6 protein-coding genes and 2 pseudogenes are annotated in these 12,963 nt (G+C 70.3%); 1 reads left to right on the top strand and 7 read right to left on the bottom strand.

The genetic code is table 11. From position 1 onward, the window contains the following. Positions 1–107 precede the first annotated feature (107 nt). The 7 genes and pseudogenes from ETAA1_RS08300 to ETAA1_RS08265 all read right to left on the bottom strand — a co-directional run bounded on the left by ETAA1_RS08300 (position 108) and on the right by ETAA1_RS08265 (position 11,756). The gene (locus ETAA1_RS08300; protein WP_145236219.1) at positions 108–2,750 is read right to left on the bottom strand and encodes an SUMF1/EgtB/PvdO family nonheme iron enzyme; all 2,643 of its coding nucleotides are present in this window, start codon (positions 2,748–2,750) and stop codon (positions 108–110) included. 132 nt (positions 2,751–2,882) lie between these two features. After that, the gene (locus ETAA1_RS08295; RefSeq protein WP_145236216.1) at positions 2,883–6,584 is read right to left on the bottom strand and encodes a DUF1588 domain-containing protein; all 3,702 of its coding nucleotides are present in this window, start codon (positions 6,582–6,584) and stop codon (positions 2,883–2,885) included. Between the two features lie 160 nt (positions 6,585–6,744). Further along, positions 6,745–7,158 (bottom strand): annotated as a pseudogene (locus ETAA1_RS33395) (DUF1501 domain-containing protein); the annotation flags it as partial. Positions 7,159–7,195: 37 nt separating this feature from the next. Then, positions 7,196–8,089: pseudogene (locus ETAA1_RS32805) on the bottom strand (DUF1501 domain-containing protein); the annotation flags it as partial. Between the two features lie 112 nt (positions 8,090–8,201). Continuing rightward, complete coding sequence (locus ETAA1_RS08275) at positions 8,202–9,581, bottom strand: DUF1501 domain-containing protein (protein ID WP_145236207.1); 1,380 nt, start codon at positions 9,579–9,581, stop codon at positions 8,202–8,204. Positions 9,582–9,654: 73 nt separating this feature from the next. Then, complete coding sequence (locus tag ETAA1_RS08270) at positions 9,655–11,241, bottom strand: LamG-like jellyroll fold domain-containing protein (RefSeq protein WP_145236204.1); 1,587 nt, start codon at positions 11,239–11,241, stop codon at positions 9,655–9,657. Further along, on the bottom strand, positions 11,238–11,756 hold the full coding sequence (locus tag ETAA1_RS08265; RefSeq protein ID WP_145236201.1) for a sigma-70 family RNA polymerase sigma factor: 519 nt from the start codon (positions 11,754–11,756) through the stop codon (positions 11,238–11,240). Before ETAA1_RS08265 ends, ETAA1_RS08270 begins: the two co-directional genes overlap by 4 nt. Before the next feature lie 492 nt (positions 11,757–12,248). Here ETAA1_RS08265 and ETAA1_RS08260 point away from each other — a divergent pair, with 492 nt between their 5' ends. After that, positions 12,249–12,881: a hypothetical protein gene (locus ETAA1_RS08260; protein ID WP_145236198.1), complete on the top strand. Its 633-nt coding sequence runs from the start codon at positions 12,249–12,251 to the stop codon at positions 12,879–12,881. Positions 12,882–12,963: the final 82 nt, after the last annotated feature.

Raw genomic sequence — 12,963 nt, 5'->3', positions numbered from 1 at the left:
CTGTGAGTTAGCCGAATCGCCAGCAATCCCGTGCGAAAAACCTCGGCCCCCCGGCTGACACACTCGCGCCCGGACGTTCCGCCGCCGCGACGCCCCTGCCGAATCGCTCATCTCACCGCTTCCAGAAAGTGCTGGTACTCGTTCGCCGGGTCGTAGTCTGTGCCGTCGTGCAGCACCGCACCGAAGACGAGCCGAAGCGACTCACCCTTCTTCACCGTGACCGCGCTCCTGGCCCCCTGTCCCATGGCGGCCCGGCCGAACGGGTTGGCCACGAACACGCCGTAGTCGCGGTTGTGCCACCACGACTCGCGGAAGTTCTTCGGCCCGGGCATCAGCGTGACCCCCACCCGCCGACTGCCCTTCGTGCCCGAGTAGTCGCACCACGCCGCCGGCTTGCCCCACGTCGCCTTGGCGGTCTTCGCGCCGTGACTGTTCACCACCGCCCCGCCGGTCTTCTCGGTGCACTCGCTGGCGACGCGGGCGCCGAAGCCCATCTCCTCCTGGTCGCCGAAGACGAGGTCTTGCTCGGTCGCGGTGAACGTCGCGTCCCACACCAGCCGCCACCCCGCCGGTCGCCGGGCGATGGTGTAGCGGTTGACCATCCCGCCCATCCGTTTGCCGTCGGGGTTCAGCAGGTCGGATTCCGTGGCGAAGGTGATGCGCTCGTCGGCGGTCGTGGGCGGCGCCAGGAACTTGACCTGCCGGACCCGGCCGCGGTTCCGCCAAAAGTCCACGCCGCTGATGTCCCCGAACCCAAGCCAGAGGCCGGGATGCATCGTGTCGTGATCGGCGGCGTCGGTTCCGGGCACCGGCGGGTGGTTGCGGGTGACCTTCGTGCCGCCCGGTCCGTGGAGGTTCGCGAAGTAGGGGCGAAGAATCCTCTGATCGGCCCAGACGTACTCGCCCAGCGGTTTGTCGGCGTGGGTCATGATCAGTCGGTCGGTCTTGACGTCGAGGCCGAACCTCGACTTCGCGTCAACGATCGGGTTGGGCGCGTCGAACTTCGCGATGCCGGCGTACGGGTACTTCGAGACCATGTCCCACGCGAGCTTCTGGAGGACCTCCCGCTGCGCGTCGGTCAAGCCGTCACCTTCCTTACCCGGGAACTTGAGCCCTTCCGGCGACATCCGATACAGGGCCGCAAAGTGCATGTAGGTTCCCAGTCGCATGCCAAGGAGGCCCTGGTGCGGCATGATGTCGCCTTGCAGCAGAGACCCGCGATCGCCAGGCGTTTCTCGGAAATTGACTTTCGTGATGCCTGGGAACTTCCCAGCCACGATCAACTTTCGCACTTCCAGCATGCCATCCCCGAGAGGCACCAGGAACACGACGCGCTTGCCAGCCTTGGCATTGACTTCGTCGATGTAGGCTTCCTGCTGTTTGCGGGACTTTTCCAACTCGGTTTGGTATTCGGCGAGGTCAGTCTTTTCGTATTCCTCGGGCGACTTGACGTCTTTTCGCCCATCATTCGTCAGCCACGGCATCTGCATGATGACGCGGAAGTTGGGGTTGTGCTTGGGGCCGAGGTCCACGAGGGTCGGCAGGAACTTGGGGAAATCAGGTCCCGTCGAATTGTGCTGCCAGACGTACACGTCGATTTCGCCCTTTTCGAGCAGCGGGGTCAGGTCCTCGATGCGACCGCTATGGAGGCCCTGCTTGTTGAGTTTCAGATGCCCGGTGATGCCAGCCGCCTGACACAACGGCGCGGAGTTTTCGGTCGACCAACTGTGTCCGCCGCTCATCACCCGCAGGCCGGCCGGCAGTTTCTTGGGGCTTTCGGGCTCCTGGCTCTGCGTTCCACTCTCCTGTTCAAGAACGACGCGGAAACCGAGATAACATCCGCGATAGGCGGAAGCATCCCGGCCGACACGAGCCGCGGAACGCAGGCGCTTCGCGTCGCTCGACCAGCCGCCGCCGCGTTGCACCTTGGCTTTGCCCGTCGCCGGCCCGGTGGGATCGACTTGCTTCTCTTTCGGATAACTGTTGGGCTCGTACCAGTCCTCGCACCATTCCCACACGTTGCCGTGCATGTCGGAGAGGCCGTACGCGTTCGGCTGGAACCGGCCCACGGGTGCCGTGAAGACGTGGCCGTCATTTGCCTTGATCCCAATGCTCCACCCCGGATACCTGGCTCGCGCGGCGGTGTCGGCACCGTTGCCGACACCGACGAGGCCTTCGGGGTCGTCGCCGTGGGTGTACGCCGTTCTGGTGCCGGCGCGGCACGCATATTCCCACTCCGCCTCGGTCGGCAGGCGGTACGCCTTCTTCTCTTTCTGGCTCAGCCACCGGCAGAACGCCCTGGCATCGTTCCACGAGACGTTTACAACGGGGTGATCGTCGGCCTGCTCGAAGCCTGGACTTTTCCAGGTGAACGTCGGCTGCATCTGTTCGATCTTGCCGGCCTCGTTGATGCCGTACGCACCCCTGCCGTCGCGCTCGCCGTCGGTCTGGTACTTCGTCTCCGTGACGAACTGCCTGAACTGACCGACCGTGACTTCACACGTTCCGAGGTAGAACCCCTTCGTGAGTTCGACCTCGTGTTGCACCTCTTGTGCTTCCCGGCCCGGTTCGCCCGGCGGTGAGCCCATGATGAACTTGCCCGGCCGGATGTAGACGAGCTTCATGCCGATGCCGGTTGTCGCCTCCCGGGCGGCGGACGCGTCCCCGCTCGCCGGCTGGCCTGTCGCCCCCGGGACCGTCGCAAGTAGCAGAGCGAAAGCACAAACGCACGGCGGCAGGGTGTTCGGCATGGCGATTCTCTTGAGCCCGGAGGTTGGCCCGAGCGGCCGGCCCGACAACGCCGACGACCCGGCGTGTCGGCGATCCGGTGGCCGCGGGCGTGCGCGGCCGGCGGGTCGGGGGTGAAGGTCCGTTGCGGGGGGTCATTTCGTCTCCCCGGGCGGCACGGTGCGGTACAGAAAGGATTCCGACGCCAGGAGCGACACGAGGAGTGCCTTGAAGCTGCCGCCGCCGTCGAGATAGGCCTTCTCCGCCTCTTGCAGGGTGGGGGCGTCGCCCGGGGTCTCGTTGCGGCCGAGGAAGAAGCGGAAGGCGTGGCGGATGAAGATCTGCCGCACGCGGCCCGACTGTGCCAGGCGGCGGAGCATCTCGGGGGCGTCCTTGACGGGGCCGTCGAGCCGGGGGTCGCCGCTGAACGCGATGAACCCGGTGGTGTCGAGCGGGGCGTCGCGGCAGATCTTGGCTCTCGTGTCGTTGCCCCGCGGCACCGCCTCGAGGTCGAGCACCTCCTCGGCGCGGCGGGGGAACCCGTAGTGGGTGGCGTTCTCGAACGGCAACCCGAGGTCGTCCATCCGGTAGTGGCACTTCCAGCACTGAGGCTCGCGCGTCGCCATCTGCCGCTGCCGCAACGTGCGGTGCGGGTCGTCGGGGATCATCGCCGCGGCGTTGACCGGCAGGTCGGGTACCCGCCCGCCGAGGAGCCGCTCGCGCACCCAGCGGCCGCGGCGGACGATGTCGTTGTGGAAGTTCGTGGACCACGCCACCAGCCAGCTCGGCTGCATCAGGATGCCGACGCGGTCGGGCCGGGGGTCGCGCCGGTTCTCGCCCGCGACCGGCGGCAGGTGGCGGAAGATCGAGCCGTCCGGGCGGAACAACTCGTGGCTGTGGAACGAGGCCGTCGTGGTGAGCAACTCCTTCAGCACATCCCGGTCGTGGGCCAGGATGTTCAGGATCGCGAAGTCGGTGTCGGCGACGTAGCTCTGCGGGTTGTACCCGATGCCGCGGCGGTGCAGGTAGTCGGGCAGCGGGTCCTTGAACACCTCGGGGGCGCGGTAGTAGTCGAAGAACTCGCGGAAGAACCACAGCACCAGCGACTTGTCAATCTTCGGGTCGTCGAGGATGCGGCGAACGGCCTCGGCGACCTCCTCCCGGGTGGTCAGCCGGCCCTGCGCCGCGGCCGTGAGCAGGCCGGGATCGCGCCGGCTCGACAGCGCCAGGCTCAGCGCGAAAGCGGTCTCGCGCGGCGACAGCATGCGGACGCCCGGGCGGACCTCGGCGCCCCCGCCGACCTCGAACCGGAGGATGGCTTCGGGGGTCAGCATCGGGGCCATGAGGATCGTCCGCCCGGCCAGCGCGAAGTCGCCGTCGCGGGCGATCTCGTCGTACAGGGCTAGCACGCTGGCGAGTTCCTTCTCGCCCGGCTGTCGGGCAATGGCCGTCTGGTACTGCTGCCGGACGGCCTTCTCCAGCTCCTCCTTGTTGGCCCGCACGTGCGGGTGGAGGAGCGGGGCGAACGTCCCGTTGCCCTGCCGCACCCGCACGCCGGACTTGAGTGACGCGCGCTCGGCGGCGGTCGCGGCCTTGAGGCGGGCCTCGGTCGGCCAGAGGGCCTCCTTCGCCGCCGCCGGGTGGTCGTTGACGTTCACCAGCTGGTGGGCACGGACCTGCGCGGCCACCACCTGCTCGGCGTTCGACAGGAGGAGCCCGGTGGCCCCCTCGTCGGGGGCGTACAGGGAGGCGAAGTCCCGGAAGCCGGCGTCCGGGATCACGCCGAACGGCTGCTGGAGGCCGTTCGCGTTAAACTCCCCGAGCCACCGGGTGTAGGCCGCCGGCGAGAGGCGCCACAGCCGCGGCGGCGGCGGCACGCTCGGCCCCCGCGGGCCGCCGAACAGGATGGCGTTCGGCAGCCGGTTCCCGTCGATGGGCTTCTCCCGCACCGGGTAGTAGGCGGGCTTGCCCGGCAACGGGGTGTCGAGCCGCGCCTCGACCCACCTCATCACTCCGGCCGCCGCGGCCGCGTCCGGGCGGTCCTTCGTCAGCGGCGGGGGCATGTCGCCGGCGCGGAGCCGTTCCAGGATCGAGGCGTACGCGACGCGGCCGGCCACGTCGTCCCGGTCGAGTGCGGCCAGCGTGAACTCGCCCGATTTCAATCGCCCGTCGTGACAACCCGCGCAATGCGTTTCGAGGAAGGCGCGAACCGTCTTCGCGTCGGCCGTCGCCGGCTGGTGAACCACCGCGGTGCGGAACTTCTCGGGGAGACGGACCCTGCGACCGGCTCTCAGGGTCGCCAGCGTCTCGGGGTCCAGCGCCGTCAACCCGTCGAGCGAAACCACCCCAGGGTGTTGCGCCAGCGCCTTCGCCGCCGGGTCGGTTAGAGTGGTCAGGCCGTCGAGGATCAACCAGTCGCCCGGGTGCCTGGCGAGGGCACCGGCCGCGGCGTCGGACAGGGCCGCCAGCCCGGCGAGGGACAACCGCCCATCGTGCCGACCCAGTGCCGCGGCGGCAGTGTCGGAAAGGGTCTTGAGCCCGTTTAGCGAGAGTGTCCCGCCGTGGTGCTCGGCGAGCGCCACCGCGGCCTCGTCGGACACGTCGGCGAGGCCGTCCAGCGAGAGGTCACCCCGGCGGCGGGCGAGCGCCCGTGCGGCGTCGGCCGAGAGCGCCTTCACGGCGGGGAGCTTGCCGTCCCACTTCCGCGACGAGGCCAGGGCTGCGGCCGTCGTCCCGGAGAGCGCCGTCAGGGCCGGCAGTTCGCCGCTCCACTTCGGCCACGCCGCCAGCACCGCGGCCCCGTCGCCGGACAGCGTCGTCAGCCCCCGGAGGAAGACGACCGGCCTCGCGTAGCCAGGAGACGTGTGCTCGGTAATCGCCTTGAGCGTGTCGTCGGGGATCGTGGTGAGGCCGTCGAGGTACAGGTCGCCCTCGCGCTGGCAGACGGCCTTCGCCGCGACGGGAGTCAGCGTGGTCAGGCCGTTGAGGTGCAAGTTGCCACGGCTGTCTTTGCCACCGATCGCCAGGGCGATGTCGTCGGGCAGCGCGGTGAGGCCATCGAGAACGAGCGTGCGATGGAACTGCCCCGGAACCGGTCCAGCAATCGCTTTGGCCGACTCAACCGTGAGCGAAGTCAACCGCGGCAGGTTGCCGGCCAGCCGTCCTTGCAGTGCCTTCGCGGCCTCCTCCGAGAGCGACGTCAGCCCTTCGAGGGAAAGCCCGCCCTGCCGTTTCGCCAGCGCCCGGGCCACGTCGTCGGGGACGGTCGTCATGGCGGGAAGCCTGCCGTCCCAGTTGTGACCGTGCATCTCCGCCAGCGCCGCGGCCGCCTCGACCGTCAGCGCCTGCACCCCGTCGAGGCGGACCTGGTTCGACGGCCCGCCCCCCTTCCGCTGCGCCAGTGCCTTGCCCACCTCCGTCGAGAGCGACTTCACCCCCTTGAGGTACAGCCGACCGCCCGTGTGCTTCGCCAGCGGGGCGGCCAGGTCGTCCGAGAGCGAGGTCAACCCGTTGAGCGACAGTTCACCGTTGTGTCGGGCCAGTGCGCGGGCGGCCTCCGGCGACAGTGCCGTCAGCCCGTCGAGGTGCAACTGGCCCTTCTGCGCGGCCAGCGCCTCCGCCGTCTCGTGGGAGAGCGACATGAGGCCGTTCAGCGACAGCCACCCATCGTGGCGGGCCAACTCCTTTGCCGCTTCGGGGGAGAGCGCGGTCAGGTGATCGAGGATGAGCCGGCCGCTCTTGTCCTGCGCCAGCCGCCGGGCCTCGTCGGGCGTGTTGGCGGCCGGTCCCTCCCCGGCGCGCACGGCCGCGGTGCCGAACATGGCCAGGCAGAACACAGTGCCGAGCACGTTCCGCATCTCAACTCTCCGATGGGGCTCCGCCGCGACAGCCCGCCGGCCGGTCGAACCGAGACGGGGCGGCGCGGCCGGGTCCGGGTGGGCGACGACCTCGGGCACGAGACGGCCGCCGCCCGCCGCCGGCCCCTGTTCCCATGCCCGCGCGGGGCGGGGGTGGGGGTCACAGCAGTTCGCGGATCGGGTCCATCTCGTCGAGGAGGTATTGCGGCCGGTTGTTGGGGTCGGTGATGGTGGCAACCGCCGGGTCGATCCCGAGGTGCCGGTACAGGGTCGCGAGCAGTTGCTGGTAGTGGATCGGGCGGTCCTTGGGCCGCTCCCCGTTCTTGGTGGTGCTGCCGATGACCTGACCCACCCGCAGGCCGCCGCCGAACAGGAGGGCGGACGCCGCCGGGGCGTAGTGGTCCCGCCCGGCCTTGTCGTTGATCCGCGGGGTGCGGCCGAACTCGCCCCACACCAGCACGAGGACGTCGTCGAGCATGCCGCGGGCCTCGAGGTCGTCGAACAACGCGGTGAGGCCGATGTCGAAGGACGGGAGGAGTTCGTGCCGGAGGGCGTTGAAGTTGTCCTGGTGGGTGTCCCACCGGCGCGCCCTCCTCTTCCCAGGTCACGTTCACGCAGCGGGCGCCGCACTCGATCAGCCGCCGGGCCATCAGGAACCGGGCGTTCTGGAGCCCGAGCGTGTTCTTGGATTTCGGGCTCTTGCCGAACCCGATGCCGTACCGGTCCCGCACCTTCAGCGGCTCGGCGCTGATGTCGAGCGCCTGCGCGAACTGCCGCGAGGTCAAAAACTCGACCGCCCGCCGGTTGTACACGTCCATCGCCTCCATGGCGCCGCGGGGGTCGAGGTCGGCGCGACCCGGGTCGAGTTCCGACAGGAGGCGGAGGCGGTCCGGAGTCACGTTCCGGGCGGTCAGATTGGCTCACCCCCCCTCGCTGTCCGGGGTGTAGCAGTCGTAGGTCGACCCGAGGTGCCCGGCCGAGCGGAAGTAGGCCTGCTCGCTGGGGTTGTACCCCGAGATCATTGCGACCGCGGTGGGCACGCTGCCGTTGGTCGGACCCTGGAGTTTGGCCACGACCGACCCGATGTTCGGCCGCCCGCCGATGTTCCTCAGGCTTCCCGGCGGGTATCCGGTGGCGCACATCGCGCCGTCGTGCGAATCGACCGTCCCGGTGAGGGAGCGGATCAGGGCCATGCGGTCCATCCGCTCGGCGATCCGGGGCATGTGCTCGCACACCCGCAGGCCCGGCACCCGCGTCGCGATCGGCCGGAACTCCCCCCGGAACTCCGCGGGGGCGTCCGGCTTCAGGTCGAACGTGTCGAGGTGTGACGCGCCGCCGGCCAGCCAGACGTTGACGACCGACCGCTTGCGGTACGCGGAGTCGAGCGCGGCCCGTGCGTCGGCCCGCAGGAAGTCGGTCAGGGCTAGCCCGCAGACCGACGCGGCGCCCGCGCCCAGGAGTTCGCGGCGGTGCAGACGGGCAGCGGCAGAATCGGTTCGAGTCATGGCTGTCCAGCCGGTGGGGGTGGGGGGCGCGGTTGCGGGGGGCGGCCGACTCGCGGTGTTGAGGCGGGGCCGCGGGCCGGGGTGCGCCGGCCCGGCGGGCGGGGGTGGGGGGTCACAGCAGTTCGCGGATCGGCTGGCCGGCCGGCAGGATCGGGACCGGCCGCCGCTGCTGGTCGTAGATGAAGGTGTGCGCGTCTATGTCCAGGTGCTTGTAGACGGTCGCCCACAGGTCTTCGGGCGCCAGCCGGTTCTCGTGCGGGTGGGTGCCGAGTTTGTCGGTCGAGCCGACCACCTGCCCCATTTTCAGGCCGCCGCCGGCGACGAGGACCGACATCGACTGCGGCCAGTGTTCGCGGCCGTACCGCATCCCCTTGGCCCCGCCGTCGGCCTTGCTGATCCGGGGCGACCGGCCGAACTCGCCGGTCACCACCAGCAGCACCTTCTTCGTCAGCCCGCGGGCGTGGAGGTCCTCGACGAGGGCCGTGACGACCTTGTCGTACAGCGGCAACCGCAGCCGCATGTCGATGAAGTTGTCGTGGTTGACGGCGTGCGTGTCCCAGTTGTAGAAGCACCCGTTGAGGTGCGGGTTCTCCAGCACCACGGTCACGAAACTGCACCCGGCCTCGACCAGCCGGCGGGCCATCAGCGCCCGCTGGCCCCAGGCGTTCATCCCGTACCGCTCGCGGACCGCGGCCGGCTCCCGCGCCAGGTCGAACGCGGCCCGGGCCTGCGGGCTGGTGAGCATGTCGAGCGCCCGCGCGTAGTGGCCGCCCATCGTCCGCAGGGCGGGGTTCGTATCGGCCTCCCGCCGCACGCCCTCGATCCCGCGGAGGAGGGTGAACCGGTCGTCCAGCCGGAGGGCCATCTCCTGGCTCACGCCGACGTTCTTCACCTGGAAGGTCGGCTTGCTCGGGTCGCCGTCCACGATGAACGGTGAGTACCCGTGGCCGAGCCAGGCCGCCCCCTGGGCGTACGTGTCCACCCCGCCCCGGCCGCCGTCGACCGCGGACACGCAGTTGGGGAGCCCCAGGTTGAGGCTCTCCCGCATCTTGGCGACCACCGTGCAGACCGCGGGGGAGTCGTTCACGGTCTCGGTCGGCGTGGTGGGGACGCGCCCGGTCATCACCCGCTTGGACCCGCCGCCGTGGTCGTTGAACGTGTGCGCGATGCTGCGGACCAGGGTGTACTTGTCGGCGCAGCGGGCGTGGAGCGGCATTAGCTCGCACACGTCGAGCCCGGGCACGTTCGTCCCGATCGGCTTGAACGGCCCGCGGTACTCCTCGGGCGAGTCCGGCTTCATGTCGTACATGTCGAGGTGGGGCGGCCCGCCGGCCAGCCACACGAAGATGACCGACGTGTCCGGAGCGGCAGACTTCCCCGCGGCGGCGCGGAGGCGCAGGACATCGCCTAGGCTGAGCCCGGCGACGCCGAGCGTCCCGACGGTGAGGAAGGAGCGCCGGGAAACCGGTCCGGCACAGGAGTAGACGTTCATCGGCGCGTCTCCGACCGAAAAGAGCGTAGGTGGGTGTGATCGTCGGCGGTCGTCCGGCGGTGAATCTCGCTCGCTACTCCTTGCTCCACAGCAACCCGGGGCGGCCGGCCTCCACGAGGCGCCCGACCTCCTCGGCCGAGAGAACCCGCCCCCAGACCGCTAGTTCGTCGATCTGGCCGCGCAGCGCGCGGATGCGGAACTTGTCCGTCGGGTCGGGCAGCCAGTTGCCGACCCGGCACTGCCCCGGCTTCAGCGGCACGCCGCTCTGCCAGCGGCGCTCGCGGGCCAGGGCACCGTTCACGTAGATCTGCTGAGAACGCGCCCGCGCGGAGATCACCGAGGCGACGTGGACCCAGCTTCCGAGCGGGACCGACTTGCCCACCAACGTGTCCTGGAACGGCCCCTCGACGATGACCCCGCCGCGGACGAACCCCTGCCGGTTCAGCTGCAAGTGGACGCCGCCCGGCTCGGCCCCGTCGGAGTTCAGGATCGCGTTGAGGACGAAGTCGATCCGCTCCACCTTCACCCAGGTGGCGATCGTCAGCTCCTGGTGCTCGCCGGGGATCGCCACCTGGGCGAAGTCGGTGTCGCGGTCGAACAGCAGTGCGTCCTTCCCGGGCCACCGGCCGGTCGTCCACCGCGCGCCGGCGATCCGGCCGTCGGCCATCCCGCCGCCCTCCACGGCGTTCACCAACACGGACTCGTCCGGCTGGCGGCGGAAGGGGTAGAAGGCGAGCAGCGTCCGGTCCGCGCGCGTCTGCCGCTCGTACTCCTCCCACCGCTTCAGCCCGATCGACCCGGGGGTGGGGAAGTCGCCCTCACGGAACGGTGGCGCGGGTGCGGACCGCCCATCGATCGCCCGGGAGGACTTGCCCCCCGTGACCGGGAGGACCGCGCCCGACTGGGGGTCGGTGACGTTCACCTGCCCGTCGAAAACGTACAGGTCGCTGGCCCCGCTGGCGGCATCGACCCGCAGGCCGAACTCGGTCCCGAGGTCGACGTAGTCCGCGGCCCGTGTCGCGACGGTGAACCCCTTCGCGGTCGGCGGCGCCACCACCCGGACCTTGCCGCTCACCAGCCGGGTGTGCTGCGCGTCGGTCACCTCGATCCGGGCCGGCGCGGCGAGGACCATGTCGGCCCCCTGTGCGAAGCGGAGGTGGATGACCCCCTTGACCAGTTCGTAATCGCCGGGGCCGAACCGGACGCCGTTGGGCCCGCGACCCGGGGCGAACTCCGACCCCACGCCGTCCACGAGCAGCGCCGCGACCGCGTCAGCCCTGGGGGCGTCCGGCGTGGCTGGCGCGGTCGATTGCTCGGACCCCGTTCGCTCGGTGGAGGGCGGCGCGGGCCGCAACAGAACGAGGATCACGGCCGCCGCGGTCGCCAGCAGCACCCCCGCCCCGAACGCCACGAGCCACGTGGCCCGCGGGGGGCGGCCCGGGGGCGGATGGGACAGGCTCGGGGGCGCCGTCGGTTCCGGCAGCGCGGCGGCGACGTAGTCCCAATGGAGGGCCGAGTGCAGCGCCATGAACTCCCGGTACGCGCGCCGCGACGCGGGGCCGGAGCGCAGTACCGCGCCGAGCCGCTGCTCGTCGTCTTCCGACGCGAGGCCGTCGGCCAGGCGGTTGAAGAGGCCTTCGAGGTCGGCGGCGGTCGTCACGCGGTGGCCTCCCCGAGTTGCCGGCGGATGCACTGCAACAGGGCGTGGCGGATTCGCCGCAGCCGGTCCGAGACCGCTTTGGGGGTCGTCCCGACGACCTCGGCCATGGCGTTCACGGACCCGGCAGGTTCGTACCGGCGGGCGATGAGGTCACGCTGGTCGGACGGGAGTTTCTGAAGGCACGCCGCGAGGGCCTGCCGTCGCTCCTCGAACACCACCTCCTCGCGCGCGGCCTCGTCCGCGAGGAGCCGTGTCAGGTCGTCGTCAAACACCACCCGTTGCTGCCGCCGGCGGCGCTTGAGCCAAGCCAGGGCCTGCAACTGTGCGAACCGGATCGCCCACGGCAGGAACGGCCGGTCGGTGTCGAACTCCGCCGCCTTCTCCCAGAGCACCAGGTTCGTCTCCTGGAGCACGTCGTCCGCTTCGGCCGGGTTCCACACCATCGACAAAATGAACGAGTGCAACTGCCGCTGGGAGCGGGTGATCTGTGCAACGAACTCGGCAGATACATCCATACACAACCATCTCGCAAACCGTTTCTCAGAAACCACTTAAATTCAAGTCGGCGTCTCGGACGTGGCCATGGTGAAACAGCGTCCCGCACTCCCCACACATTGACTTAGCCGAACTCCACCAAATCCCGCAGCAAAAAGCTCCGGAGTATGTTGTTCGGCGGCCAGGGCGGTACCACTCTGCGAGGAAGACCGGGATGGGGGTGGAGCGGTTGCAATTGACGACCCGAGAGCGGCTGGAACCGGGGGTCGGCCTGCTGGCGGTGGTGGCGGTATTCCTGTTGGCCCTGCGGGATGACGCAACTGGCCGCCAGACCGGCCGACGTGACGCATCTATTACCCGACGCCTGGGCCAAACAGCACCTCCCCGCTGGCCACTGAGTTCCCAACTCGCCTCGCCCAAACTCAACGCACACCCACACCCATTCAGTGGACGCTTACAGAGCGGCGACGCGACGGCGGAGTTCCCGGCAGCCGGGACACGCGGGCTCGTCCATGACGGCATCCTATTCCGAACAGCTCGCGGGGAACCTGGCGGCGCCCACGCCCATCGGGCCGACGTACCCGTGGATGATCGCCCGCCACCTGACCACCGCCGCCCTCGGGGAGGCGGCTTGCCACCTCCGGCTGGCCCAGCCCGACCAGGCGGCCGGCGTCCTCCGGGCCGCGGCCGGGGCGGTCGCCCGGCACGCGGCCGCCGTGTTCGGGCGGACGGTCGGGGCCGACCCGGCCCGGTTCCTGATCCCGGCGACCGCGGAACACGGGTTGACCCTGGAAGCGATGGCCGAGCTGTACCGCCAGGCCGGCCACGCCGGGGCGGTTGGAGATCGGCCGGGGGCGACAGCAGCCCAGCTGTTCGAGGGGCTGCGGGGGCGACTCGCGGCGGCGGCCGACCCGCGGTTCGGGAAGACCCGGAAGGTCCGACAGCTGCGGGCCGAGTTCGCGGAAGCGGCGGCGGCGGTTAAGGAGGTGAACCGGCTCCGCGGGTTGGCCCTGGCGGTCGGGGCGTACCACCGGCCGGACCGGACGTACGCCGACCTGGCGGCCGAGATTCTCCGGGAGGTGGACGCTCGGCGGCCGGCGGACGGGACGTACCTGGCGTTCTTTCCGGCCCCGACCGGGGGGTGACCGCGGCCCCGGTATCGGCCCGGTTCCGCCGAGTGGGGCGGCCACCTTGCGGTGACCGCCCCCTCTTGGAACCGTGCGTGCG

The organism is Urbifossiella limnaea, assembly GCF_007747215.1.
Classification (GTDB): domain Bacteria; phylum Planctomycetota; class Planctomycetia; order Gemmatales; family Gemmataceae; genus Urbifossiella; species Urbifossiella limnaea.
The sequence above is the reverse complement of the archived record's forward strand: the minus strand, read 5'-3'. Positions and strand labels throughout refer to the sequence as shown.